The sequence below is a fragment of the Shewanella morhuae genome, from assembly GCF_900156405.1.
Lineage (GTDB): Bacteria > Pseudomonadota > Gammaproteobacteria > Enterobacterales > Shewanellaceae > Shewanella > Shewanella morhuae.
The window spans coordinates 102547-129008 of the sequence record NZ_FTNN01000002.1 but is presented as its reverse complement, the minus strand read 5'-3'; the positions used below and the strand labels follow the sequence as shown (position 1 = coordinate 129008).

The following is a 26462-nucleotide window of genomic DNA, read 5'->3' as shown; positions in this document are numbered from 1 at the left end:
AATTGGTGTGCATGGTGTTGTAATACGTATGTTGTTGCACAGTCTAGATTTTTATCGACAACGATGAGTTTAATGGTTAAAAAAAGCAGTAGCACGAAATAATCTCTTTAAAGTGTATCTTTATGTGAAGTTATTTTAATTTTGCGTGAAAATGTCTACTATGTAAAGAATCTTTGTGTAGAGATAAACCTATGGTGGCAAAACCTATGGCAACAAATATTCAGATGGCTAAAACCAGCCCCTCAATAACGGATCCAACAATAACTAATCAACAAGATGGTCTTGACCAAATCGTTAAGCAGTGGCAACAGCAAGGCGTTATAGCGGATTTGATCCCTATGGAGGCGCTTGGTCGTATCGCGCGTTTAACGAAACATATCGAAGTAATACTACTGCAATGCCATGCTGAATTTGGTTTGGGACAAGGCGAGTTCGATGTACTTGCCACCCTAAGGCGCTCGGGTGAGCCGTTTACACTCTCGCCTTCACAGCTTTATCAGAGCATGATGCTAAGTTCTGGTGCTATGACGAGCCGTTTAGATAGACTCGAAAATAAGGGGCTGATTGAACGGGCGCACAGTAAGGAAGATCGCCGTGGCGTACATGTCTCGTTAACTGCTGAAGGTAAGGCGCTTATCGATAAGGCATTGCCGCAGCACATTCAATGTCAGAGTGCGTTGTTAGCGGGCGTGAGCGTTGAAGATAGACCTATGTTGTTGCAAATTTTAAAATCTTGGCTGAATCAATTTGAGCCGCAATAAATCGTTTAGACTTTACGTGATCATTTAGTTTTAGTTTCTAGTGTTAGAAATTAAGCGATAAACGATAGCCGAGTGTTATTGGCCAATGTAAATTAGCCGCGCGGGACAACATTCAATAGAACAAGGGAGTTGCCATGGTAAAAAGACGTGAAGCATTCGAGTTAGCGGGTAAACGAGTCACAGCAGGGACTCAACTGGGGATCAAGCTGGCCGCCGCTAAGCTGTACACCGATACACAACTTGATATCCATGTGGAAGTGTTTCACGGGGCTAAACCCGGCCCAACTTTGCTAGTTTGTGCTGCCATTCATGGGGATGAGCTTAATGGCATTGAAATTTGTCGTCGTTTATTAGCCAGAGTAAATCCCAAAAACTTAACAGGCACGTTAATTGTGGTGCCGATAGTCAATGTGTTTGGTTTTATTCAACAATCCCGTTATTTACCCGATAGACGCGATCTTAATCGCTGCTTTCCTGGTTCGAGCAAAGGAGCACTAGCCAGCCGTTTAGCGAATTTATTTGCGACTCAACTGTTAGTCCATGCTACCCATGTGATTGATTTACACACCGGCGCCATCCATCGAGATAACTTGCCACAGATTCGCTGTGATACCAATAACGAGACGATGCTCGCTATGGCAAATGCCTTTGGTGCACCGTTGATCATGCACTCCAAAGCACGTAGTGTCTCTATGCGCGGCTATGCGAATCAACAAGGCATCCCTTGTATTTTGTACGAGGCCGGCGAAGCGCTGCGTTTTAGTGAGTTATCAATAAAGTCAGGCCTAAAAGGTGTGCTTAACGTGATGCGCAGTTTAGGTATGCAAAAGGGACGTGTAAGTAATAAAAGCGCAAGTGTTAGTGCTATCCGCAGTTATTGGGTGCGGAGTGAATCTGACGGTTTAGTGAATATGAAGCTCAAGCTCGGTCAACGTGTCACTAAAGGCTATATTATCGCCCATATTGTCAGCCCACATGGTGGTGATAGTGTGGCTATTCGCGCGCCTACCGATGGCATTATTATTGGGATCAGCAATATTCCCGTCACCAATGAAGGTGAGGGTATGTTCCATATTGCTCAGTTTGAAGGTGACGAAATTGAAATTGCCAACGAACAACTCGATGAATTTTTGAATGAATATGCTTGATTAGACAGCGTGAGGATAAAAGATGAAATCAGTCGTGTTAGGTAAGAACGCCGTAGTACCAACAAAAATTATCTGTATTGGGCGCAATTATGTGGGTCATATCCATGAATTAGGTAATGAAATGCCCGACGATATGGTGGTGTTTTTAAAGCCAAACTCGGCTATTTCGACCGTGTTACTTGCCGAGCATCAAGGTGAGACTCTGCACTATGAAACCGAACTGTGTTTTATGTTTCAAGATGGCCATTTTAGTAGCGTAGCGATTGGTTTAGATCTCACCAAGCGTGATTTGCAAAACCAGTTAAAAGCTAAGGGATTACCTTGGGAACGGGCAAAGGCCTTTGATGGTGCCGCATTATTTAGCCCCTTTGTGGCGATTGATGATGCCGAGGCACCACTGCATTTTACCTTGAGTATCAACGATAACTTGGTTCAAGAGGGACATATCGATTTAATGATCTACAAACCTCAGACCATATTGTCCGAGCTGCAAGCGTTTATCAGTCTCGATGAAGGCGATATTGTGATGACAGGCACCCCAAAAGGTGTAGGGAGTATTCCAGCTAATAGTGTATTTAATGTCACGCTGAGCCGTGGCGCACAAGCCAGCGCTGAGCCTTTACTTAAATGGCAATGGTTAAGTGTTTGATCGTATTTTTAAATGAAGTCGAACTAGGAGAATAGTTACAGTCCTGCGACGGCTTCCATATCAAGTTCGATATCAGTGCAGCCTTTAGCACAGTAAATGCCTGCCGCTTGTTCTATTTTTGCCTGCTCAGGCAATATCACTTTTAGTGTTTGTTTACAGCTAGGGCATTGTACTGGTTTACCCTTAAATACCCGTTTAATCAGGTTTTTTTGCTCATTGAATGAGGTCGAAGTGGTTTGATTCAACACAGCAAAAGGGCTAGTGGAAGCTGTTGTCATGGGCTAAAAAATCCTTAATGATTAAGTCAATAAAGTGGTACTAATTTTGACTGCTAGCAATACTGCCATCGGCATTTACTTTGCTTGTGGGGATTATAGCCTGAGTTTAGTCATTACTGAAAAACTCAAATACAAACGATGACATCGTGGTTTCATGGCTTATACCAATCGTATTAAATATCTGTTCATTCAGCGGGAGTTCAACGCGCTTTAGACAAGGCGAAGGATTGAAGACATAGTGGTGCTCTGTCGAAAGCCTTAAACGCAGTATAAAGCGCGTTGCCATGCAGTTAAATCAGCCGCCCTTTGGGAGCCTCACAGGCATCCCACTCCCGTGTTGCATTGACTTAAAAGGGAATAACCATTTCTGCGTCAATGCGCCTCGGATTGAAATACCTGTGAGGCTCTGAACTGATTTGATATTTAATGTGACTGGTATTAGCACATTCTCATCATTTCCCTCGTTCTGTGATAAGGGTTGCATGTAAGAAGTAAACTGAATATAAATAGCATATGCTATAAACGAGGTGTAACATGGTCAGACCAAAAATCCCCCGAACTATTTGTGGCCAAAGAGCCAATATCTGTTTTAAGCCTAATGGCATTCCGATGACGCAGTTAGAACAAGTGCCGCTGGCCGAGGACGAAATTGAAGCTATGCGCCTAGTTGATTTGCTTGGAATGCAGCAACAAGAAGCGGCTAAGTCAATGGGCGTATCCCGTCAAACGTTGGCGAATTTAGTCAAAGGGGCTAGGTATAAGGTGGTTGATAGTTTAATCAACGGTAAAGCGCTGATGACAAACCATATCAGCTGAGTATTAAACACTGGTAACGCGTATTGACGTGTTTAGGTAAGTGTAATGCAAGCAGTATTGAAAGATTCCGGCCTCAAAGTAACCACTCAAAGATGTAAGTTGCTTAAGTTTTTAACTCAGGTCGATAAGCAACATTTAACCGTAGAAAATATTTACAAAGGGTTAAATGCACAGGGTGAGGCTATGGGCTTAAATACTGTGTATCGCATTATGACGCATTTTGAGCAAGCAGGCTTAGTGATAAGGCGACTATTTGAGTCTGAAAGTGCGGTTTATGAGCTCAGCGGAAAACCGCGTCATGATCATTTAATTTGCTTAACCTGTGGCAAGTTAATAGAGTTTTCCGATCCATTGATTGACCTACGTTTATGGCTAGCTGCAGAGCGCCACGGTGTGGTTATCGATCATCACAGCCTTAATATTTATGGTCACTGTTTTGATTGTAAGAAAAAACTTGAGAGCAAATCTGGCCAATAGCCATAACCTAATTGGTTAATTTCATTGGAGAAGAACATGGTTAAAATCGTTATTGTAGGTAGCGTTGCTGGTGGTGCATCTGCAGCAGCAAGGACGATTAGCCGCGGATAATATGCTGGGTGGCAATAAGCAATATCGTGCTACCCAAGGCACTGCCATCTGTAAATTGTTTGATATAGCCATCGCCTCAACTGGGTTAAATGAAAAGAGTTTGCTAAGGCAAGCTATCCCGTATGAAAAGATTTATGTACATACCGCTAGCCATGCCAGTTATTACCCTGGAGCGCATCCAATTACCTTAAAGCTGTTGTTTTGTCCTGATAATGGCCGCATTTTAGGGGCTCAGGCAGCAGGGCTTGATGGTGTAGATAAACGTATTGATGTGTTAGCTGTGGCGCAGCGCGCAGGTTTAACTGTTTATGATTTAGCCGATCTTGAACTCACCTATGCGCCGCCTTTTGGTTCTGCGCGTGATGTGGTGAATCAAGCCGGAATGGTAGCCGCTAACGTATTACTTGGTGATGAAGCCATTTGTCATTCTCAAGATCTAAACAACTTAACGGCTGAACAAGTTATTGTTGATGTGCGTAATCCAAGCGAATTAACGCCTGTTAGTGCTATTGCAGGTGCAATTAATATTCCGCTGCCAGCACTGAGAGACAGACTCAACGAACTCCCTAAAGACAAAGAATTGCTCGTATTTTGCCAAGTGGGTTTGCGAGGACATATCGCTTATCGGATGTTGGTACAACATGGCTTTAAGGTGCGCAACCTCAGTGGTGGCTATAAAACTTATCAAATGGTTAATGCGCATTTTTAGCTAAGAACCGTATTTAAGTTTGCATTCAAAACCCATCCATATTGATTAATAAAAAGGTGCAGCGTGAACCGTTATCAAGATTGTAAACAAAGCCACAGTCAATGCGTTGTCTGTGGTGATGCAGCTAAAAACTCTTTGTCTTTGCAGTGTAAGTTTTTTGCCGATGGTAAAGATCAAGTCGTGGGTTATCACAAAGTCAGTCGCCAGCTTCAGGGTTACAACAGCCTATTACATGGTGGCGTAGCAAGCTCTTTAGTGGATGCTGCCATGACCCATTGTTTATTTATGCAAGGCATTAAAGCGTTAACGGCCGAAATGACAGTGCGTTTTGTTGCTCCGATAAAGGTTGGAGATGCCATTAAAATAGTTGGTCGACTCGTCAGTCAGCGTATGGGAATGTATCAATTAGAAGCATCGCTTTATGTGGCAGATATCGCGTGTGTTACCGCTAAGGCAAAATTTATTCAACCTAGGAAAGGTGTAATAAATTAATCTTTTTTATTTGTTAGTCATTTAGGGTGAGTCTAAAGTCGCACTAAAATATCTTGTGATACAGGATAGTTATTTGAATTTGATAGGTTAGGCACTAGAACAAGCGGTTAAATAACTGAACTTAATCTGACTAAAGTTAAAAAATTTTATATTTTTGATTTTTCTCCACTCCGTTTTAGCCCGATATCTGTAATACTGCAGCAGTATTGATTTGATGTTTATTTGTGTCTAAAACGTAGCACGTAAAATACGTGGTTGGGGGAAATAAATGAGTATGTTTTCAAAGTTAACGATAGCTGCAACCCTAGTAATATTGACCATACTCGCTGCGGGTATTTACCGTTTTAACCTAACCAATGATGATCTTTATGATGCGTTCGAAGCTGAGCAGATTATGTTAGATGATAAAGCGAATAATGAGGCTAATGATGACACTACGGTCCTACCAAAAATAGCACCACAAACGAATGATATTGAAGCGGCAACGCTTGTTGAAGTTGAGTCGGTTGCTAATGCATCGGAAGTGATGCAAAAACTCTTTAGTCTACAAACGGTTAACCATTTTGAAGTAAATCTGCCTGAAAATAGCAAGTCTATTAAATTAACTCATTTTATTAAGATTAATCAGACCGAGTTTGCTATAGGAGATTATCAAGATGGCGAGGTAAAAGGTCGGGTATTACTTGATTATTTGCGTATTACGCCACTTAATTTTGATCCAGCTCTTGAGCCTGATACTCAAAGTAGTGCTCCAATTCAAGACGATCCCAAAGTACAAATTATGCCCTTTGTTGCCCCTTTTATGGTTACGACCCAAGGCTCGGGAGCATTTTGGTATCTTGGATTCTTTAATCTCGATTACGAATACAAAAGCCTTAAGCATTTAAGCAGTGTAATGCTTGGCGATAGAGTTGAAATAGACAGTATTGAGCCTATCTATCCTTTCGAAGCGCCCTATAAACTGTTAGTCACCTATCGAGACAGAGCGCCAAGTCAACCGATGACAGTCAGCCCTGAAATAGTCAAAACTTTAGAGCTGAATGTGAGCGAAACTGGCATACACTAACTTAGTGCTTGGCTCACCTTGAGTACACAGTACAGCTACGAGTAAGTTTCATGATTATTGCTCACATCACTTTTTATCGTATGTGTTTGTATATTTTGAGATAAAGTATTTTAAGGTGAGCGGGATAATTATTTTGAATGATTGTGGAGCAGTCATAAAAAAACCAGCTTAAGCTGGTTTTTTTATGACTCTTTTTATGAGGTACTCTAAAAAAGAGTCTACATTAACGTACAGTTTAAATTGCGAGTATTGGCGAGATCTAAGAGGCTTTTTTAACCACTTTAATCTTATCAACGACCTTTTTCACATCGTCGGTATTCTCTGCGATTTTAAGTGCTAATTGACGCTCAGCATCGCTGGCAACTTCACCTTTTAACGTAACAACACCATTGGCGACATCAACATCAATCTGGGTGCCAGAGACATCGGTTGAAAATAATAAGCGAGTCTTGACGACGGTAGCAACTTTAGAGTCGGTTAAAGTGGCGACAACTTCACTGGTGCCTTCTTTCTCATTCATTACTGTGAGTTGATTATCGACATCTTTCACACCGTCTAAACTTTTAATCAGTTCAGTGGCAAGTGCTTTATCGACACTACTTTCTACTTTACCTGTTAGTGTCACCTTTCCGTCTTTCACATCGGTATTGATGTCAAAGGAATTCAGGTTGGTGTTAAGTAGTAAAGTGGTTTCAGCTTTACCATCGATCCATGCATCTTTAGTTCCGTCTTTCCAATCTTGAGCGGCGACATTTAAGCTGATTGAACCGACAAGTAAGGTGGCGATTACTGATGCTGCTACTGTTGTGGTTTTCATAAGAATATCCTCCGTTGTTTTCTCGAATGAAGATAATGCTTTAATCGTGCCAGTTTTTTATTTTAATGATTTTAAAGGTTTTTTGTATTTTTTATTATGATGGCTTACTTTTTTAGCCGTTCTTTCCGGTCTTTTTTACCGACTCAATGTAATTGTTGCAGAGCAGGTGTTGAGCCGAGGGGGATTTGTGAAAATATGAAGTTTAAGCAATAAAAAACCGCACTTTGTGTGCGGTATGGGATAAGACTAACTCGAATGTTAACGTCGGCAAAAAGAGGTCATTTCATCACAACTACTTTGCAGCCAAGCGGCACTTTCGGCAAGGTTTTGGGCGGTATGCGGTTGATGTGCTTGCTTAACGGCTTGTTTTAAAACTGTTAATTTGCCCTGTTCAATATTAATCAAGTGGGCGACTCCTTCGTAAAAATATTCTTGGTGCAATAAGGTTTGTGCTTGAGTGTAAGTCGCGTGCTTTTGTGTTTGCCGCGCGCGCGCCGACAAGGTTTGCTGTGCCGTACTTGATAACACCATATGCTGTTGTGGTGAAGTCAATAAGACTAATATTCGCTGGTAAATATTTATCTGCATTGAAAAAATGCGTTTCAGCTTATAGTCATCAATGGCCGTTATCGCCTGAGTGTAAAACGCCAGACTATGCTGGCTAGATGCCACCACCTCATCAATTAATATGATGTCTGTGTTGATATCGGTCTGATGTTGCACAACATTAGACTTCATAATGTGCCTCCTTAATGCGTGTAGCTAACATGCTAGTAAATAATTCAGTGTTGTTCAGCTACCATGCATTTTTTGTTCTCATTTTTAGTGATATTTTAAGAGGCTGATTTCTAGACTGATATTTTTTATTCTTATTAAATTTACGCCACTGACTAGGAAACTATTACCGCTCATATTGTTAATATTTCACGGTTAACATACAGTTGCTGTCTACACACAGGGAGTGAAGCACGCATGACTCGACCCACACTTTTTTATCATCTGCATGACATCGGTACCGAGCAAGCCTTAATCCAACTTGAAGGAGCAAAAGAGTTCAATAAATTACGCAGTGTTGATGATATGTCTTGGTTAGCACAGCTTGAGTCGAATCGAATTGACGTCGCAATTATTGAGTTACCCCGCCTTAGCCATGAAGATTATTTAAGCTTGATAGAAAGTGCTGCGATGACGCATATCGAGTTTATCTTTTTATCTGATGGGCAACCTAATCCACATTTGGATAAATTAATGTCCCAGTGTGCGGGTTATCATTTTCGTCAGCCCTACGATATGGCACTCATTAGCGATACCTTAGCCGAGTTTGCACAGTATTTAGTCTCGACTTCTGCTCATCGTCCACGACCTTTTTCGAGTGAATTAGACCAATACGGTGTACTGGTTGGCTCGTCGGGCGCGATGCATAAATTGTATCGTACCATTCGCCGAGTTTCAGTGACGGATAGTAATGTGCTGATCATCGGTGAAAGTGGTGCGGGTAAAGAGCTGGTCGCTAATACGATTCATCTTGCCAGTCCACGGGTAAATGCGCCTTTTATTGCTATTAACTGCGGAGCTCTGAGTCCCGAATTAGTGGACAGTGAGTTGTTTGGCCATGTAAAAGGGGCTTTTACCGGTGCTAACCGTGATCACAAGGGAGTGTTTGAGCAAGCAGAAGGAGGAACGCTATTTCTTGATGAGGTCACTGAAATGCCCATTGAACATCAAGTCAAGTTGCTGCGAGTGCTTGAAAACAGTGAATATCGTCCTGTGGGCGGCGCCAAAGTGCAATTAGCCAATGTGCGTATTGTAGCAGCTACAAACCGCGATCCTATTGCGGCGATAGAAGAAGGGTTGTTTCGAGAAGATTTATACTTCCGCTTAGCTCAGTTCCCTATTCGAGTGCCTCCCCTGCGGGAGCGTGGCGATGATATCATCGGGCTGGCACGGCATTTTCTGGCTTACCGTAATGTGGCGGAAAAACAAAGTAAATATTTCACTGACGCGAGTATTCAACTTATTAGTGCTCACCCTTGGTGTGGCAATGTGCGTGAGTTAAAGCATGCCATTGAGCGGGCGTATATTTTGGCGGATCAAGAGATTCTCCCTAGTCATTTACAATTAACCACCGCAAGCGAGACAAATAGCCTTGAAGTCGAACACGTGGTGATCCCCCAAGGAATGCGTTTAGATGATTTAGAAAGGATTGCTATTTATCAAGCACTGGAAACAACGCAGGGTAATAAAACCGATACAGCAGAACAACTTGGTATCAGTGTTAAAACTCTTTATAACAAACTCAGCAAATATGAGTAGCAAGTTGAGTCAGATGAGCCCACGGTGGAATAGCTATCGTCACTCACATTAAACTGCAATACTTTGATGATTTTATGTAGTGCAAGTCAAAAAAGTTACAGTTATTACTTAAACATTACCGCCTTAAATAGTTAGCTTAAGGAATCGTTAGCTTAAAAAGTTGATCCATATTTTTCTCGCGGCGCATCAGATATCCCAAAACGGATAACAAGCTGGTAAATTTAGGCTGTTAAGAATGTGAGTTTTACTGGTCTAATAAAATTTACGAACACGCTATGTGGGTTGTAATCGGGTATTAATTGAGGAATAAATAATGTTTTTTAAGAAAAAGGAGCCCCAAACGGTTGACGTTTTGGGTCGGCCATTTCGCTGTCTGGTGTGTCATCATGATTTATTTTGGTTAGGCCGGGCTCAGTTAAATACGGCATTGGCTACGTTTTTTAAGTTTGATTGGGCAAATCGGAGCGCAGCACATGTCAGTTGTGCTAAATGTGGTCATATTTCATGGTTTAAACAGTAGTGGGCATTTGGCTGCCTGCGACATCATTTTTGAGCAGGTCGCGGCGCCATCTACGCTTAACGATTACATCGTTATAAACCCAGTTTTTGAGTGCTAATAGAGATGTGTTTAGAGCCTAACATTGAGTGGTTTAGCACCATTACGCCGAGATTATTAGATATTGAATACTTATATTTTACGCCAGTGGTGATCTTGGCTTTATGTCAGTTAATTGATTTAAACATTCATTATAAAAACGATTCAGTTTCTATAACCGGTTCTTGATAGGGAATAAAAACCTTAAGCGATGTGGGCTGGACTTCAATATATATGTCGTCTGGCTCAAATAGTTCGCCATCAATTACGTATTTACACTTTGGTTGGCAGCTAATACGCACTTTTTTTGCATGGGCGTGGTTAACTTTACTGCTGCGAGTTTGCTGAGACTGCTCCGTTATGGCTGCTTTTTTATGTGTCTCAGAACGGTCTTCTTTTATCCATCCGGCCATCATCAGCTCTGCCAGGCTCAAGAGTTTATCACTAGGATCATCCGCCGAATTTAACCAGGTAATATCAAGCAAGCCATCTGTCATATTTGGCTCGCCATCCCCCTGCGCGAGTACGCTAGTGAAGGGCGCCGCATTAGCAACAACAAGGCTATGGGTGGTGATATTTAGCGGCTCTGCATCATCTAAACTCAGCTGGATAGTCAACGCATTATTGGCATTGACCGCGCGCCATAACCCATCGAGATAGGCGAGTTGCCCTAGGGCATTTTTACGCTCACGGCTCGCTGATTCAATCATTTGTTGCTCAAAGCCGATACCCACAAGTAATAACACTAACTGTCCATTACAGCGGGCGGTATCTATGGCTTGGTAATGGCCTTGGATAATGTTATCCAAGGCTTGAGATACTGGGATCAGTTTACTGCTTAAGCCAAATAGCGCGTGACTTAAGGCGTTAGTCGTACCTAAAGGTATTATGCCCAATGCGATATCGGTATCGACAATTTCTGAGGCAACCTCAGTGACAGTGCCATCACCTCCGCAGGCGATAATAATATCAGCGCCAGCACCACGGGCTTGTTTGGTGAGGGTGTTAGCTGAAACCTCTTCTGTTGTTAACGCTAAATGAACATCAAAATATGCCTTAAGTTCACTTTGAATTTGTTCGTTATATTCTTGCCATTTTCCGCCACCCGAGACAGGGTTAGCGATAATCCATACCACTTTATGAATGTTAATTTGTTTTTGGTGGTACATTTTTTCAACGGCTCTTAATTGCCATTTATTTAATCCTGCCGTTTTTCGAGCTTGTTTTATGCGTTGCAAAACCTTAGGGAAACTTTGGTGTTTATCTTGGCAAACCAGATAGGCTGCCAGAACCAATACTGAGCGGCCACGGCCCATAGCACAATGAATAAGCACGTTTTTTTGAGCTCTAACTTGGCGATGTAACCAGTTAACCGCTTGATTGAGCTGGGCACTCGTTGGCACACTATGGTCGAGGATGGGAATATTTAAATACTCGATATGATCTTCAAATTGTGACCAGTCCAGCGCATCAAATTCAGCAGTAACATCAAGAATTGCTGTGATCCCATTGGCTTTTATGTTGGCAAGATCGGCAGGGACTAACCTGCTACCGAGGTAAAGTTGCTCGTCAATTTTTTGTATTGATGGCACAGAATCATATTTTCTGGCCCAGTAGTTATAGAAATGACTACCCAGTAAAAAGGGAATAAAACCCCAGCGAATATACCAAGGAATTGTGCCATCTTGACGCTTTCTAAAAATGTTCGCCAGATTAAACCAGTATGCTGAGCCGACTAAAAATAATGACAAACTTATCCAAGCACATATAAATGTCAGTAGGGGGGAGCTACCTATAATCGCTAAGCTGGCCAATATCACAGCACCCGCAAAGTAGAAATACTTAATGTGAATGTTGGCTAGCATAGGTCTCCTCCAAGGTTATTGGTATCCGTTATGTAGGTAAATTATTGCAGTTCAAGTGGATCAAAAAGGGTGGCAATGGATTTATCCATTGCCACCCTAAACTTAACGGCTATTAGCACTTTTTATCTTTAGCATTAACGCCTTCTTTAATATCTTCACAGGCATCTTCGATGGCATTACCTGTATCGGTAATCGCGTCATCAATTTTCTCACCAGCACTTTCGGCATTGTTATCACTACAGGCTGATAAACCTAAAGCGAGGAATAAGGTTAGTGCTGCGGTGCTCATCAGGGTAAATGGTTTCATATCTATCTCCTTTCTAAAAAATTAAAATTAAAGTCGCGGCCCTTTACCTTTAAAGGCGTTGATCAGCAATGAAATCACCAGTAATACAATAAACAAAAAGAAAATAATTTTTGCAATCCCCGCTGCGGCGCCCGCAATACCGGTAAATCCAAATACACCTGCAATCAGTGCAACAATTAGAAATATCAATGTCCAACCTAACATATAAACCTCCTTGCCCTTGTATTAATCCTGCATCTGATCTTTGGTATCATCTGAAGGTTAATGGCTACTGGTTAATGGTAATAGTTATATTGCTATCTTAGTGCCAACTTTATAAATATCTATTAAGTTTTTGATTTTTAGTTGTTATTAATATTTACGTGTTGCTGCAGATTGGCGCTGGTAGTGATGTAGTAGGCAATTTTTACCTAATCTTCGGTAAGAGTTTCAGTCGTAAAATGTCCAAAAAGTGCATCATGCACAATTTATTTTAAAAGACAGCCCATTAAAAAAGCCGACACTGATAAGCATCGGCTTTAAAGACGCTTACTGCTAGCGCTTAAAAACGATTCAGTGGTTTCCAGCGCTGTAGCGTCACAGGAATACTTACCCCTTGGGACTGCAATAGGTTTATGCGCGCTTGATACGCCGCGCCCACCATTAAATGTTTGGCTAAATCCACCGCGTTACGGGCTTTATAGTCATCTAAATAACTGCCTTTAGCCCACGCGTTAAATGCACCGAGCGCCGGGCCTGCCCAAATTTGGTAATCCATCTCGCGGCCGATTTCACCAACATTTGACCAGCGGCTCGATAAACCTAAATACCAACGGAAAATCAGCGCCATTTTGCGTTTTGGATTATCCAGCGCACGTTCAATTTGCTTAGGATCGCGCTCATTAAAGTGGGCAACAGTGCCTGTCCAAATATCATCGAGTGATGCGCGGAACACTTGCTCTTCAAGCTTTTTACGCTCGTCGGCAGGGATGGCTTCTATTGAATCGTAACGGGTGTAGATTTCATAAAGCTTATTGGCGCGCATCGGGAATAAGGTACCGCGCTTAACCACTTGTAATTTCACGCCCATTTCGAACATATCCGCCGCTGGCGCCATAGTGACATCAGCCATTTCGGTAGTGGCGAGTAACTTACGAGTGTGCTCGCTCGCGCCCGCTTCAACGCAAGCTTGGTTGATTGAACCTGTGACGATAAACGCCGCGCCCATGTTGAAGGTGGCTAATGCTGCATCGGGTGTACCAACGCCGCCGCCAGCACCCACACGGATGGGCGTTTTATATTGATACTTAGCTTGTATTTCATCTTTAAGCGCCAAAATGGTCGGCAATAGCGTGACCAATGGACGATTGTCGGTATGGCCGCCTGAGTCGGCTTCGGCGGTGATGTCGTCTGCCATAGGCACAAGTAATGCCATCGCCATTTGATCTTGGCTGATAAGACCGTCACTCACTAATTGCTGCAGAATTTTGGCAGGCGCCGGCTCCATAAACTTAGTTGCGACTTCAGTGCGGCTGATTTTTGCGATGACTTTATTACCAATAACAATCTCGCCGTGCGCATCACGGCTCAAGCCCGCTGCACGATAATAGACGATCTGCGGCGTTAAGCCTAAAAATGCTGAGGCTTCGACCGTGCGTACTTTATGTTTTAAAAACAGCTCAACACTGCCGCGCTCTAATGCCGGCTCGCTTGGGCTGTGAATTAAGTTAAAGGCGTAAGGGCCATTGGGCAGCGCTGCTTGAATGCGGGTAATGGCTGCTTCAACGCGCGATGGAATTAACCCGGCGGCGCCAAAGGAGCATAAAATGCCCGCTTGACCCAGCGCAATAACCAGTTCTTCCGAAGCAATCCCGTTAGCCATAGCGCCGGCGTAGTAAGCGTATTTAACGCCGTGAACGCGGCGAAAATTACTGTCACCTAAACTTTGGGTGCCAAGGGCAGGGGCAAAGGCACTAACAGGGTGTGAGCCAAATGGCGCTTGGCTGTCACTGGTGGTCACTTCGGCCGTTTGCGCAATGCCTAAGCCTTTTTCACTGTGATTAACTAAGTAGCAGGCTTGGGTTAAATCTTTGAGTTTTTTACCTAATGAGTCGATATCAAAGCTCAGCGCTGCATCGTTGACTTGCCACGGCCAAGGGCTGAGTTTTTCATTATTGCTATTGAATTGATCTAGAGTATGGCTAGTCATCTTGGGTCTCGTTTTTATTGCCGCTACGTTGCTATTACTTGAGTAAAAAGTTCGGGTGTAAAGCCAACGCAGCGGCAGGATTATTTTAAGTGATTCAATAAATAGAATTTAACGCATTAAGCTTCTTCAATACAGATGGCGATATCTTTAACTTCATAAATTCGCAGGCCATCTTTACTCAAGTTGGCATCGCCCATAATGATGCGTTTGCCATTATCGTCTGTCACGCTGGTAATATGTACATCCAGCGACATCTGCTTGTTTAATGGATTAATTTGGCCGCGATACTTCCATTTGATATCTGATAAAATTTGGCCAAATTTAGGACTCTTAAAGCCCGCACCAAGGTTTTGGTCAATCGCATAGGTTTGCATCAGCTCGATAATGGCTTCAACCCCTAATGAGCCGGGCATCACAGGATCTTGATGGAAGTGGAATTGGAAGAACCAATCACTCGGGTCAATGGTGCGCTCGGCGTATAAATAGCCAAGGCCCGCTTTACCGCCGGCTTTCACGATTTCGGCTTTGTCGATAAAGTTAAGCTGACCGCCCGCTAAACGGTAATACGGCTGACCTTCTGGCGCGTTAAAGCTGCGATGCTGTTTATCTAACAGATTGATTTGGCTATCGGCGGCTATGCCATTTTGCACATGCCAAGGCTGAGTTATTTTACCGTTGTCTATGCCGAGTTGGTTTTTCAGCGCATCGCCCTTGAAGTAACCAAATACTGCTTTACCTTGGTAGAAAGGCTCGCCATCGCAGCTTAGCTCGAAGCTGAAATTCTGGATAATGTTGCTGCCGGCAATCACAGTCGATAACAAACGTGAGTCGTTCACGATTGTTTTACCGCGCAAATCCACATGGCGCAGCAGCTTACCGCTACCGTCTAAGTTACGGAAAAACAGCTCTTGACCGGGGAAGCCCAAGGTGGTGCCCATATAACCCGAGATAAAGCCGTTTGGCTGCAGTGATATTTCCATCAGCACAGAATAGGGCATCACGCTTGGATGGCTGTTTTTATCGTAATACCAAGCATTTGCGGGTACTTCGTATTCGGCAACACAAGATGATGGCTTTTTCAGCTCGCCACGTTTACCGTCAATCGCAATTACGCGGGTAGTGAGCTGTAAATCGCCGCAAGGCGTGCGCGGTGGAATAAAACCGCGATAGATGCTGAAATCGGGGCCGAAGCAGTTTTCGATATCGCCCGTGGCAAATTCGAACATGTGGTACGGCGTAAATGGCAGGCTATCTGGCACGCGGTTGGCGTACTTAGAACCTGCTGGCGCAATCGGTGCTGGCACATGCTTAAGTGGTACTACGCCTTTATTACTTGGTGCGGTTAAATCAGGTCGCTGCTGCATCAGCGGCGCGGCTAATGATGCTGGCGTTGTCCAAGCAAGCGATGCATTGTTAACTGTGCTGACGGTATTATCCGCAGGGTAGCGGGTGCATTCGGCTTCATCTTTGATCATCACCCCAAGGTTTTGGAAATCTACCACCACTTTGCCATTAAGCAGAATATCGATATTCGCCTTAGCGTAAGGGCGCGGGCTCATGCCTATTTCAGTAACTTCCATACGATAGGTGAGTAGGCCAGATTGCGGCAACACTTGACCACGACAGCGCACTTTTTGCGACGCGTTTTCGAGCGGCTGGAAACGACCGTTTTTGACGCCCCCTTCTTCTGTACTGGCGTGCATTCCAATATGCAGCATAAAAAATTGCAGTAATTGCCCACAACCTTCGGCCATTAATGACCCCGCCATCACTTGGTCACCCTTAAAATGACACGGGAAATACCAATGATCAGCTTCAAGCTGTTTATGACCTTGTACTGCACCTAAGCCCCATGCACCGCCATGCACCTCAAGATTGCTGACTTGTTCAATCATCAGGAATTTTTCGGATGCAAAACTTAAGGATGGCTGCAAACCATATTGCGCTTGATGCGCTGCGTGCGCGCCGCCAAAACAGCCGCCGATATCGGCACTGAGCAATTTATGGATTTGGTTGTAATCAAATTGGTTTTGCGCGCAGTTAAGCAGCGGATTAAAGCGCGGCTTATTGGGATTGTTCAATGCAAGGTTGCGAGCTTTGATTTCAGCTTCAGTGTGAATAACGCCTTTGCCGTCGGCTAGCTCTTTGTCAGTAAAGAAGCCCGCACAGCCACCATCCATCTTAAGAATTAATTTATCACCCACGAAACATTCGTAGGAGAAGAAAAACAGTAAGGTATCGCCATTGCGGGCAAAGTGATTGATAGAAATATCGTAGCGCAGGGTGTCGCCGCCGCGCGGTAAGTCGCCAAGGAAGGTCAGAGTGCAATCGAGTAGGCGGTAAACGCGCTCGCCCTTATTCTCAAAATCGATACCTAAATAGCTGATTAACATCAAGTCACATTGGCCTGATTCAACCGCCACAGCCCACGGGATTTGGCCATCAATTAAATACGGCGCATCGACAGGAATGTCGTATTCGGTGGTCATAGTGCAAGGCTGATATTGGTTCATCTTGGCGTTTAATTTTGTCACCCGAGATACCAGTAAATAGTCGGTGGTTGGCAGGCGTACGCGGCGGGCGTAGCTGTCGATAATGGCGTAATCTTGGCCAAATACTTTAGCAATATCACCTTCGGCGTACTCGACTAAATCTGCATAATCCCAAATACAAGGCTTGCTTATCGGTGTTGGCGGCGTGTACTGCGGCACTTTTGCATGATTGGGATAGAGTGCATGGTTTGGATTAGACGCAGCAGGGTTTGCTTCTGAGTTAACAACAGCGGCTAGCTCTGGTGTATGAGCCGATGCATACGCAGGAACGATGGCTTGCTGTTGCACTGTCGTAGTTTGGCCATGGGTGGCTAACTCGCTGGCAAGCTGGGCTTTCATCAAAACATCGGCCAGTTTTAAGCCTTCAGCTCGGCTGTGTAAAAAGGCTAAATGTGCTTCACTGGCAAGTTGCTGGTTTCTTAAAAATGCAGCGTCTTTTAGCTCTGCTTGAGCGGCGTTGTTATTGGGCGTGCTTAGGGCATTAATTGGCATGCTGCTTAATGTCTCTTTTTGTTGTTCAGTAGTTTGGCTGCGTGTGGCAAAGCCCTGAGTGCCTTGGTTAGCTATTTGAACCAAATGCTTGCGCTGGCTGCGCGTTGGCAATGTAGTCATAGCTTGGGCTTTTTGCTGTATTGCATCTATGTCCGCCAACGGCGTATCTAGGATATGCTGATAGATATCGCGGCCACCGAGTGTCACTTGTTTAATTAAGTGTTTTTGCTCAGAAAGCGTTAAGTCTTGTTCAAGCCTTTGCTGCAAACTGTGCGCTTGCGTGGCACTTTGGCTGAGCAATAACTGCGAGCATTTACCTTGGCTAAACGTGGCAACGAGTGCGTGCTGCATTGGTTGATACTGGGGAACATGGTTTTTAAGCTGTAACAGCGCGCTCAACATACTCGCCATACCCGCCGCGGCAAAGCAATGTCCCACAGTATCAGCGGCTTGGCTGCGCTGATTTACACTCGGCAGCTGCGTATTGAGCGCCTCTGAATCGGCAAGTTGCTCAACTGCAACACTGGTTTCAATCAAACTAATTTGGCTGCTATTCACCTTAGCTTGGGTTAACAAGTCATTGCAAATGCGCGCTGTGTTGTTACCTTGCATATCACACATAGCGCCAAACACTTGACCGCTGATGTGACCATAACTGTTGCTATTACTTTGGGTATTGTCAGCGTCAGTGCATGATTGGGCTGCACTTGATTGTGTTGTCGTGAGCACTAACGCGCCAGCACCTTCACCGACTTTCCAACCAGTGTCAGTAGCATTAAATGCCACTGGCGATACGGCGTTTTTGAGGATCACTTGTTCAAGGCTGCCACTTAAATCGACGGCGGCGATCACTACGGCATCTAAGGACTCTTGGGACAAGAGGTTTTCGGCCACATCGATACAACGGGCGACTGAAAGTTCGGCTGCCGAAATAGTAAAGGCGGGGCCGTTAAAGTCCCAAAGGGATGCGATGCGTGACGCCATGATATTGCCAATAAAACTGGTGTATTGGTTCAGTTTGGCGGCATCGAGCACGCTATCCATAGCGATTTTTTCAAGGGCAACATACTCAGCTTGTGTGAGTATTATCCCTTGTTTTTTAAGGCTGTCTGCCAGTTGGGTGTGCAGATTAACGCGGCCACGGAATTGGTGTAATTCAAGCTCGGTTTCCATTGCCACTAATACGGCAACCTTGCCGCCGGGTTTTAAGTTGGCATCACGAATCGCTTCATCGGCCACTTTGATCAACAGCAATTGCTGGGAGATCAAGCGATCGTCTTCATTGGGCGGCACTTTAAAGCGCAGGAAGTCAAAATCGAACTGGTCGATATACGCGCCCTGTGGTACAGCAGGCAAGCTAAAGTTAGCTAAGATCTCAGGATGTTTATCTAAGCCTTTCCAGCGTTTAGCGGGCAGCGGGATAAAGGCATGTTGCTTTACGCTTATGGTGTTATCCAGTGCATTAATGGAGGATAAAGGACCGAAGTGCGATGCTAAACCAATGATATTTAATGGAGTGTGCTGGTAACTGACAGTAGCAGTAGACGGTTCACTCTGGTTGTCAGCATTGGAGGTATTGGCAATATAGGATTCCAGCAATAAATGCGCGTTACAACCGCCAAAACCAAACACAGAAACACCCGCGTGGCGGCGGTCATTGCCGGCTTTATCTGGCCAAGCATGCAATTCTGTCGGTAAATTTTTAGCGCTAAATAAGCCCTTAGGTGAGGATATCGGCGCTGATAAGTTAATACTTGGCGGCAGTCGACCCGAGCGCATGGCAAAAATCATCTTCATGATCCCCGGCATGCCCGCGGCGGTGAGTAAATGGCCTAAGTTGGATTTTGCCGAACCGATAAGCGGCACAGCAGAGCCCGCGAGTTTGTCCTCAAAAAAACGCTCCATCGAGGCAAGTTCGACCTTATCGCCAAGCGGTGTGCCAGTGGCATGGCACTCAATCACTTCGATATTGGCGGGCAGTGTATTTGCCGCACTATAGGCGCGCTCGAAGGCTTGCACTTGGCCTTTGCTGTTGGGGCTTAATACAAACTGGCCTTTACCGTCGTTCGATAAACCAATGCCGCTAACGACGGCATAGATGTTATCACCATCGCGCTGCGCATCTTCTAAACGTTTTAACACTAAAACCCCAGCGCCTTCGCCGGCGAATAAACCCTTGCTGTTACTATCAAAGGGCGCCGAGATGCCGTGATCTGGATAGGCATGGAAAATTGAGAATCCCATGTTGATAAAGAAGGGATCTGCGCCCGATACTGCGCCCGCAAGCATCATATCGGCCTTGCCTGTGGTCAGGTAATCGCAGGCGAGTTTGAGCGCATAAACCGAGCTGGCGCAGGCGGCGTCCAGACTCAACTGGGTGCCCCCCAAACCGAGTGCATCGCTGACCAGTTTTGAGGCTGTGTGGGCAACGGCGCCATTGGCGACGTTTAATGCTGGCTCGACGTTGAACTCTTTACCCGCATGAGCTTGGTTAAAGTCAGCCAGTTGAAAAGCGCTTTGGTTAAGTTTGTTTTGCAGCGCCTTTTCAACGGTTTGATGATACAGCGGCAAAAATAATTCATTGGAGCGGGCGGTGGGGAACGACAAGGTTCCCATCACGATACCTGTGCGCGCCAGTACGGTATCGTTTGGGGCAATCCCTGCGTCTTGTAGGGCTTTACGACTGCAATCGAGTGCCCATAAAAAGCTTTCATCTAAACCGTCAAAGGCAGATTCAGGCAGTTGATAACCCTTGGCATCAAACTGGAAGTGTTGGATGTAGCCGCCTTTATCACAGTAAAAACGGTCAGACTGACCCTGCACACCTTGATAATCGGCGGGATTGGCATTGAGCTTTTCGCGACTGATTTGGGTGCGTGAGTCTTTTTTATCCAGCAGATTTTGCCAGAAGGTTTGGGGATTATCTGCGTCAGGATATTGAGTCGCGAGACCGACAATCGCAATTTTTGACGCGCTTTTTGACGCACTTTTTGATGCAATCATAGGCTCGGTAGTTTTATCAATAGTCGAGGAATGCTGAGAACTCACAGGGGTTCTCCTTCTGGTGATACTGCTGATGATAAAGGGGCTGCATTAGCACTTAATGGCTGCATGAGCGGCGCCAGCGAAAGCGGCACTCTGTGGCTTATCAACTGAGCTAAACACTTGAGTAAGCTGGTGATCGCATCAGCACCTTTGGCATTGCAAGCAATGGCGGTAGTGGTCGCGTTTTTACTGCTTTGATGTTGGTCACTGTGTTGACATGCGTGTGTGTGGCTAATTTTATCGATGAGTGTACTGGTTTGCCTATCGGCGCCCACTTCAACAAATAGCCTTGCGCCTTGCTCAGTGGCATTTTGAATGAGTGCACTAAAGTCGAGTGGCGAGCAAAAGGTATCGGCAATCGCGCGGCCAATGCTGTGGCTATCCACGATTACTGGCGCAGTTTGCGCTGCGCTAATAAAGCGGATCGGCGAATACTCGGCATCGGCGTTTAGTGCTTGAGTATAGAAATCTTGTACTTGTCCATGGACTAACATGGCAGGCGCGGTATGCATTGCCGTGACGCGATTGGCGGCAATCCCGCGCTTACCTAACTTGGCAAGCAGGGCTTTACAGCTTGCCTCGCAGCCAGCAATGACACAAGTATCACCTTGAGTGATGGCTAAGTAGGCGCGAGGAAACTCTGGCAATAATGCCTTGATTTCGTTGCTATCAGCGCGCACTACAAAGCTGTTCCACACTATGGCTTCATTATCTGCAAGCTGCCATGCTCGGCGGACAGCGGTTAGCTCACCAGAAATCGCATGGTTGAAAATATCGCTATTTTCAGTGGCGGTAATCATTCCGTGGGGCGTTTGCCACACATCAAGGCTTGCCCACATTGCCGCTTCGCCCATGGAGTAACCGAGCGCCATTTTTGGTTTAATATTAAAGGCTTGGGTTAACAACTTGGTGAATAGGTAACTGGCGCCCACGCCGCTAATCGCTTGTTGACTTAGGCTCATGCCAGCCGCAGCTTTAACATCTGCCGCATAAATCTGTGGTGATTGTAGCATGGCGCTTAAATCGCCTTCTCGTTCTAGCTGGTGATACAGCGCGGGGAAATATTCATGCAAGTTATTGAACATATTGGCGTAAACGGTGCCAACGCCAGGATAAACAAAGGTCAGTCCAGTATCCCCTAGCGGCTTAGCGCTAAAACAACTACCCGCTGGTGTCTTAAAGGGTTGACCATAATGAACAGCATCATTTTCAAGCGCGCCAAGCATGGCTTTGGCTTCAAGTTTTAGGTCGTCAATCGATGCCGCCATCAAGACTAACGCCAGTGGCGCGTTGGCATCATAGCGTTCAAACCAAGGTTTGAGCTGTTCAGCATGATAGTCCGTGCCATTTTTTAGTGTGTTATCTATCTGCAATACTTGCGCGATGAGATTATCAATATTGTCACCACTTATCGGCACAAAAAGCCTACTTGTATCGACAAGCGCCTTGGGTGCTAATAGTTGTGTGCCTTGGGTCAGTACAACACTTTGGCAAATATCTGCTTGATTGAGAGTTTTGGTCCTTAAACTTTTTGTTATTAAATTCAGACATAAAACCCGCGCTTGGTGTTGGCCGCTAAACCAATAGCCAGCTTGATGATGTGTATCGTCTTTACCTTTTAGCTGCGCTTGTGTTCGTGCCGCTAAGGCCATCACGCCTTGGCGCAGTGCAATAAAGGCCTCGTTCAGCGAGTCAGTGATGATTTGATGTTGAACGGTTTGCGCTGGGCTACGTTTTGCTATCGTTAACGCCTCATCGGCAACGCTTGTTATCTCATTGCCAGCGGCAAAGCCAGCTATAAACGCATGTGCGTGTAGGCGCAGTTTGGCGGCGCGTAAACCATCGAGCAAATATAAAGACTGCGGCTGATTGCCATCATCGAATTTAAGTTCAATTAGCTTGCCTTGTTCAATAGCGCTAATCGCGTGACTTAATAATGCGGTGACTGATGTTGGTTCATGTAATGTCGACTGGGCGATATCGGCCGCACAAATTTCTAACCGCTCAAGCTGTTCTAGCTTAGCGCCAGTTTGCGCTAGCTTAGTGCTACTTAATTTGGCGGCGGGGGATTTGGATACGGAGTGAGCTGCAAGATTGGCCGTATCGCCAAGCAACACTGCAATACGCAGTGGCTTGGCAAGCTTTTTTATCGTCATATCAGCTTGGTTGCTGTGTGTGTTGGCTAAGTTCACCCGACCTTTGCCTCTACGTTTTTTGCCACTACAACTTTATTGGCTAAAAATGCATTGTTAAGGCTTTTGCTGACGGTGACTTTGGCGTTGTTCATCTCACAGCTTAAGCGGCCATCTTGATGATATAGCGCGATATGGGCTTCAAGGGCGCGGCCAGAGTGTTTCACTACTTCGAGTACTAAATGGCCTTTATCGCCAAAGGCAAACGGCGCATGGGAGATAAACTCACCAATGCTTGATGGCAAACTCGCCGCGCCATACTTGAGCCTCGCCCATACCAGCATCGCCTGCAGCAGCAAATCTTCTGCAAAGGCTTGCGAGCCTTTAGATGCTAGATTAGGCACAAAACTTCCGCAGTCTGCTAACGCAACATGGGGAATACTCACCTTGGCGACTAAGCTCGCATCGTCAAACTTCACCACAGACTCAATACCTTGCAGTCTTGGACCGTGGAAAAGCGTACCGTCGCTGTAAAGGCTGCTCGCGGTTGCAATGGCAGAAAGTCCCATCAAACTTTGTGCGTCGAAAGCTTTTGCTTTGCTGTCAGTGGCTAAGTAATCGCTAGCCGCGTCATCAACTGCATCATCAACGACTAGGATGGCTTGATATTGCGGACGACCTTCAAAGCTGATTAAGGCACTGAATTGTCTATTCAAGCACTCGTCTGTGTCTTTCGCGGCTGTATCCGTTAACGCAATCGGTGCAAGCTCAAGTTCTAACGTGATGGGGGCTGCACTTTCTAACGCTCCATTTTGTAACACGGCAGTGTCGAAAATAATGCCCTTCAACAGCTTGTAGCTTTGCACTTTGACCGGCTTCTTGAGCACATCAAAGGCGGCTTCACGCATCCACTGAATCGCGCACACAGTGGGTAATACGGGATTACCATTAATGCAGTGATCTTCAATAAAGATCATTGCCTTAGGGTCCAGTGTGCGCTGTAGTTTTACCGTGCCTAGTTTTAGCATGTCGGTCAAAGCATGCGGACCCGACGAGTCAGTGGTCAGATCCGCTTCAGGCTTTTTTAGATTGCTACCTTCAGTTTCTTGCACTTCGTTAGGCGTGTCGTCATGGGGCGCGCTGCCTTGCATGTCCGTACCGACCAGTAATTGTGCGCCTGTGTTGCTCAGTAATTGGCTGGCAAATAACTCAGCACCCGCCTTTAGCGGGATCACATAAACACCGCGATCGATAAACATCTTTTTCAGCGCTGGATTCACCATACCGCCGTCCCACGGCCCCCAATCGAAGCTCATCACTTTAGCGTTTGGTAGTTGCTGTGCCAGTTGTAGTGCGGCTTTGTTGAGTATGTCGTTGGACATAGCGTAATCGCTCTGGCCGCTATTACCGTAAAATCCCGCCGCCGAAGAGAACAGGGCGATCAGTTTTACTTTATCTAAATCCAGTGCAGTAAGTAGATTGCTAATACCAGTGACTTTAGTGCCATAAACCCGTGCTAACTCATCTAAGGTTTTGTCTTGGATGTGTTTATCGGCGAGTACGCCCGCACCATGGATGATGCCAGTTATAGGTGATAACTCAGTGATCGGCACGATAGTGCTGGCGATCGCGTCTGGATTATTAACATCGAGGCTTAAGTACTCTGCGCTGGCGCCTACGGCAGTAAAGGCTTGCAATGCAGATGCAATCTCCAGGCTGCTTTGAACTGGCCAGACTAAAGCATCCACTTGTTTTGGCGTAGGTTTCTCGCCTAGGCTTTGGATGTGGGCAATAGCAGCGGCTTTAAGTTCGCTGTTATTTTTACCCTGTGCCCAAGTGGGAATAGCTTGTTGGCTGCTTCTGCCGGCAAGGATAAAGTGCGCCTTACAGCGTTTTGCGAGACTTAAGGCACATTCAAAGGTCACGCCTTTTGCGCCGCCAGTAACTAGAATTTTATCTGCACTCGTCAAGTTAGCTGCGCCGTGGCGGGTATCAGCCTTACCTGCAACTAAGGTTACGCGTGTCAGATCCTCACCGATGCCAACTTCTAATAGCTTATCGGTTGCAAATAGCTCAGCGATCACCGCATTGGCCAGTTGCTTGGCATCAAGTGCTGGCGCGATATCTAAGGCACGGCAATGCACGCTTGGCCACTCGTGGCTCAGGGTTTTAGTTAGACCTGCCAATGCTGCTTGGTTTAACTCGCTGTAAGTTATCAGATTATGGTTAAGATAACCAAAACCACCGTCGATACGACTGACGCTGATAAAGCTGCTGCCACTATTGGCAGTAGCTGCTGTTAAAAGCGGTTGTAAGTGTTTGGCGAACAAGAATGCTTGCTCGACCGATGCTTTGGCGGCACTGGACAACACTAAACCTTTCGCATTGGCTGAAGTTTTATGTTGTGGTTGCAGATGAATAAAGCCTGCAACCGTACCTAAGCTTTTGATCTCATTAATCACTGCGCTGATGCTGGCATCGTCAATCGCCGCCAATGTGAAGCTGGCAATGTGGCTATTGAGTGGTGATGCACTGGCTACAAGGCTTTCTGGCGAGCGCACAACCGCAACCGTTAGACCTTGAGCATGCAATTTCTCGGCAAGTACGCCAGCATTGTGGCCATCATCGCTAATGATAATGCAGGCATCTTTAGCAAAAACGCGTGTCACAGCTTGTTGCGCTGATTGTTGTGCTGATAGTTGCGCTGCTTTTTGCGTTAGCTCAGCCGCCGCTGGCAACTTTTTTAGCACCACCTCGCTATGAGGTGGTAAGTCATGGGGTGGCAAATCGATAACTGGCTCAGCCGCGACAACGGCGTTTACCACATTTGCCGTAGTATTCTGGCCTAGCTTACTTTGCATATAGCCAACGATTTCGCCTAGGGTACGACATTCAGCCAGATCTTCAGGATTCAGCTCAGGTAAGCCCGGTAGCTCATCTTGAACTGTGCCTAAAATCTCCACGCGCTTAATGGAATCGATACCAAGATCGGCTTCCATATCCATGGAGAGTTCTAACATTTCAGTGGGGTAGCCTGTCTTGTCGGCAACCACAGCCATCATAGTTTGTTGCACTAAGGCAGCGCTTAAGCCGTTTGCAGCAGGAGTCGTTGGTAATGTTGGAGAAACCACAACAGAGACCGTTGCGGGTAATTTGCTATTCATATAGCCAACGATTTCGCCTAAGGTGCGACACTCAGCTAAATCTTCAGGATTCAGCTCAGGTAAGCTCGGTAGCTCATCTTGCACTGTGCCTAAAATTTCAACGCGCTTGATGGAGTCGATACCAAGATCGGCTTCCATATCCATAGAGAGTTCGAGCATTTCCGTGGGGTAGCCTGTCTTGTCAGCGACTACAGCCATCATGGTTTGCTGTACTAAAGCAGCGCTTAAGCCGTTATCTGTTGTCGCGGTAACAGTGACTTGTGCTACTGTTGTAGCTGAAACCGAGCCAACTGCAACTAGCTTGCTGTTCATGTAGTCAACGATTTCACCTAAGGTGCGACATTCGGCGAGATCTTCAGGATTCAGCTCAGGTAAGCCCGGTAGCTCATCTTGCACAGTGCCTAAGATTTCAACGCGCTTGATGGAATCGATACCAAGATCGGCTTCCATATCCATGCTGAGTTCGAGCATTTCAGTGGGGTAGC

General features: G+C 45.5%; 19 protein-coding genes and 1 pseudogene. 9 read left to right on the top strand and 11 right to left on the bottom strand.

The window, feature by feature from the left end; translation table 11 throughout:
* The first annotated feature begins 224 nt into the window (after window positions 1-224).
* From BW947_RS02930 to BW947_RS02920, 3 genes are all read left to right on the top strand, one after another.
* Window positions 225-761, top strand: coding sequence for a MarR family winged helix-turn-helix transcriptional regulator (locus tag BW947_RS02930; RefSeq protein WP_076497069.1), 537 nt, complete (start codon window positions 225-227; stop codon window positions 759-761).
* A gap of 134 nt (window positions 762-895) precedes the next feature.
* Window positions 896-1909 (top strand): succinylglutamate desuccinylase/aspartoacylase family protein, encoded by a 1014-nt coding sequence (locus BW947_RS02925; protein WP_076496827.1) that lies wholly within the window; start codon window positions 896-898, stop codon window positions 1907-1909.
* Window positions 1910-1931: 22 nt separating this feature from the next.
* A complete protein-coding gene (locus tag BW947_RS02920) occupies window positions 1932-2558 on the top strand; it encodes a fumarylacetoacetate hydrolase family protein (RefSeq protein ID WP_076496826.1) in 627 nt (208 codons plus the stop codon).
* A gap of 35 nt (window positions 2559-2593) precedes the next feature.
* On the opposite strand, the gene BW947_RS02915 is transcribed toward BW947_RS02920, so the two are convergent.
* Window positions 2594-2836 (bottom strand): hypothetical protein, encoded by a 243-nt coding sequence (locus BW947_RS02915; protein ID WP_076496825.1) that lies wholly within the window; start codon window positions 2834-2836, stop codon window positions 2594-2596.
* 106 nt (window positions 2837-2942) lie between these two features.
* Window positions 2943-3122: a hypothetical protein gene (locus BW947_RS18845; RefSeq protein ID WP_076496824.1), complete on the bottom strand. Its 180-nt coding sequence runs from the start codon at window positions 3120-3122 to the stop codon at window positions 2943-2945.
* Window positions 3123-3370: 248 nt separating this feature from the next.
* On the opposite strand from BW947_RS18845, the gene BW947_RS02905 reads away from it, so the two are divergent.
* The 5 genes and pseudogenes from BW947_RS02905 (at window position 3371) to BW947_RS02885 (ending at window position 6507) form a co-directional block, all read left to right on the top strand.
* Window positions 3371-3652 (top strand): DUF134 domain-containing protein, encoded by a 282-nt coding sequence (locus BW947_RS02905; protein ID WP_076496823.1) that lies wholly within the window; start codon window positions 3371-3373, stop codon window positions 3650-3652.
* A 45-nt stretch (window positions 3653-3697) separates the two neighbouring features.
* Window positions 3698-4129, top strand: coding sequence for a transcriptional repressor (locus BW947_RS02900; protein WP_076496822.1), 432 nt, complete (start codon window positions 3698-3700; stop codon window positions 4127-4129).
* Between the two features lie 85 nt (window positions 4130-4214).
* Window positions 4215-4949, top strand: a pseudogene (locus BW947_RS02895) (rhodanese-like domain-containing protein); the annotation flags it as partial.
* A gap of 63 nt (window positions 4950-5012) precedes the next feature.
* Window positions 5013-5441, top strand: a complete 429-nt coding sequence (locus tag BW947_RS02890) for a PaaI family thioesterase (RefSeq protein ID WP_076496821.1) — start codon at window positions 5013-5015, stop codon at window positions 5439-5441.
* A 268-nt stretch (window positions 5442-5709) separates the two neighbouring features.
* On the top strand, window positions 5710-6507 hold the full coding sequence (locus BW947_RS02885) for a hypothetical protein (RefSeq protein ID WP_076496820.1): 798 nt from the start codon (window positions 5710-5712) through the stop codon (window positions 6505-6507).
* A 259-nt stretch (window positions 6508-6766) separates the two neighbouring features.
* Here BW947_RS02885 and BW947_RS02880 read toward each other — a convergent pair whose 3' ends face one another.
* Both BW947_RS02880 and BW947_RS02875 read right to left on the bottom strand, forming a co-directional pair.
* The gene (locus tag BW947_RS02880; RefSeq protein WP_076496819.1) at window positions 6767-7324 is read right to left on the bottom strand and encodes a BON domain-containing protein; all 558 of its coding nucleotides are present in this window, start codon (window positions 7322-7324) and stop codon (window positions 6767-6769) included.
* Window positions 7325-7582: 258 nt separating this feature from the next.
* Window positions 7583-8062 (bottom strand): hypothetical protein, encoded by a 480-nt coding sequence (locus tag BW947_RS02875; RefSeq protein WP_076496818.1) that lies wholly within the window; start codon window positions 8060-8062, stop codon window positions 7583-7585.
* A gap of 234 nt (window positions 8063-8296) precedes the next feature.
* Here BW947_RS02875 and BW947_RS02870 point away from each other — a divergent pair, with 234 nt between their 5' ends.
* Window positions 8297-9637, top strand: a complete 1341-nt coding sequence (locus BW947_RS02870; RefSeq protein WP_076496817.1) for a sigma-54 interaction domain-containing protein — start codon at window positions 8297-8299, stop codon at window positions 9635-9637.
* Between the two features lie 747 nt (window positions 9638-10384).
* Here the strand turns inward: BW947_RS02870 and BW947_RS02860 are convergent.
* From BW947_RS02860 to BW947_RS02830, 7 genes are all read right to left on the bottom strand, one after another.
* A complete protein-coding gene (locus BW947_RS02860; RefSeq protein WP_076496815.1) occupies window positions 10385-12097 on the bottom strand; it encodes a diacylglycerol kinase family protein in 1713 nt (570 codons plus the stop codon).
* 112 nt (window positions 12098-12209) lie between these two features.
* Window positions 12210-12404 carry a hypothetical protein gene (locus BW947_RS02855; RefSeq protein WP_076496814.1) on the bottom strand — a complete coding sequence of 65 codons (195 nt, stop codon included), beginning with the start codon at window positions 12402-12404 and terminating at the stop codon, window positions 12210-12212.
* 27 nt (window positions 12405-12431) lie between these two features.
* Window positions 12432-12608 carry a DUF1328 domain-containing protein gene (locus BW947_RS02850; protein WP_076496813.1) on the bottom strand — a complete coding sequence of 59 codons (177 nt, stop codon included), beginning with the start codon at window positions 12606-12608 and terminating at the stop codon, window positions 12432-12434.
* A gap of 337 nt (window positions 12609-12945) precedes the next feature.
* Window positions 12946-14592, bottom strand: coding sequence for an eicosapentaenoate synthase subunit PfaD (gene pfaD, locus BW947_RS02845; protein ID WP_076496812.1), 1647 nt, complete (start codon window positions 14590-14592; stop codon window positions 12946-12948).
* Window positions 14593-14708: 116 nt separating this feature from the next.
* A complete protein-coding gene (locus BW947_RS02840; RefSeq protein ID WP_076496811.1) occupies window positions 14709-20684 on the bottom strand; it encodes a hotdog fold thioesterase in 5976 nt (1991 codons plus the stop codon).
* Window positions 20681-22837: a PfaB family protein gene (locus BW947_RS02835; protein WP_083948132.1), complete on the bottom strand. Its 2157-nt coding sequence runs from the start codon at window positions 22835-22837 to the stop codon at window positions 20681-20683. Before BW947_RS02835 ends, BW947_RS02840 begins: the two co-directional genes overlap by 4 nt.
* Before the next feature lie 32 nt (window positions 22838-22869).
* The coding region (locus BW947_RS02830) for an SDR family NAD(P)-dependent oxidoreductase (RefSeq protein ID WP_143562198.1) at window positions 22870-26462 on the bottom strand (3593 nt) is incomplete at its 5' end.

Coding starts and splice junctions, on each gene's coding strand:
- BW947_RS02880 (WP_076496819.1), bottom strand. CDS start 7,324: ATGAAAACCACAACAGTAGCAGCATCAGTAATCGCCACCTTACTTGTC.
- BW947_RS02925 (WP_076496827.1), top strand. CDS start 896: ATGGTAAAAAGACGTGAAGCATTCGAGTTAGCGGGTAAACGAGTCACA.
- BW947_RS02885 (WP_076496820.1), top strand. CDS start 5,710: ATGAGTATGTTTTCAAAGTTAACGATAGCTGCAACCCTAGTAATATTG.
- BW947_RS18845 (WP_076496824.1), bottom strand. CDS start 3,122: ATGGCAACGCGCTTTATACTGCGTTTAAGGCTTTCGACAGAGCACCAC.
- BW947_RS02920 (WP_076496826.1), top strand. CDS start 1,932: ATGAAATCAGTCGTGTTAGGTAAGAACGCCGTAGTACCAACAAAAATT.
- BW947_RS02860 (WP_076496815.1), bottom strand. CDS start 12,097: ATGCTAGCCAACATTCACATTAAGTATTTCTACTTTGCGGGTGCTGTG.
- BW947_RS02900 (WP_076496822.1), top strand. CDS start 3,698: ATGCAAGCAGTATTGAAAGATTCCGGCCTCAAAGTAACCACTCAAAGA.
- BW947_RS02855 (WP_076496814.1), bottom strand. CDS start 12,404: ATGAAACCATTTACCCTGATGAGCACCGCAGCACTAACCTTATTCCTC.
- BW947_RS02850 (WP_076496813.1), bottom strand. CDS start 12,608: ATGTTAGGTTGGACATTGATATTTCTAATTGTTGCACTGATTGCAGGT.
- BW947_RS02835 (WP_083948132.1), bottom strand. CDS start 22,837: ATGACGATAAAAAAGCTTGCCAAGCCACTGCGTATTGCAGTGTTGCTT.
- pfaD (WP_076496812.1), bottom strand. CDS start 14,592: ATGACTAGCCATACTCTAGATCAATTCAATAGCAATAATGAAAAACTC.
- BW947_RS02875 (WP_076496818.1), bottom strand. CDS start 8,062: ATGAAGTCTAATGTTGTGCAACATCAGACCGATATCAACACAGACATC.
- BW947_RS02905 (WP_076496823.1), top strand. CDS start 3,371: ATGGTCAGACCAAAAATCCCCCGAACTATTTGTGGCCAAAGAGCCAAT.
- BW947_RS02915 (WP_076496825.1), bottom strand. CDS start 2,836: ATGACAACAGCTTCCACTAGCCCTTTTGCTGTGTTGAATCAAACCACT.
- BW947_RS02870 (WP_076496817.1), top strand. CDS start 8,297: ATGACTCGACCCACACTTTTTTATCATCTGCATGACATCGGTACCGAG.
- BW947_RS02930 (WP_076497069.1), top strand. CDS start 225: ATGGCTAAAACCAGCCCCTCAATAACGGATCCAACAATAACTAATCAA.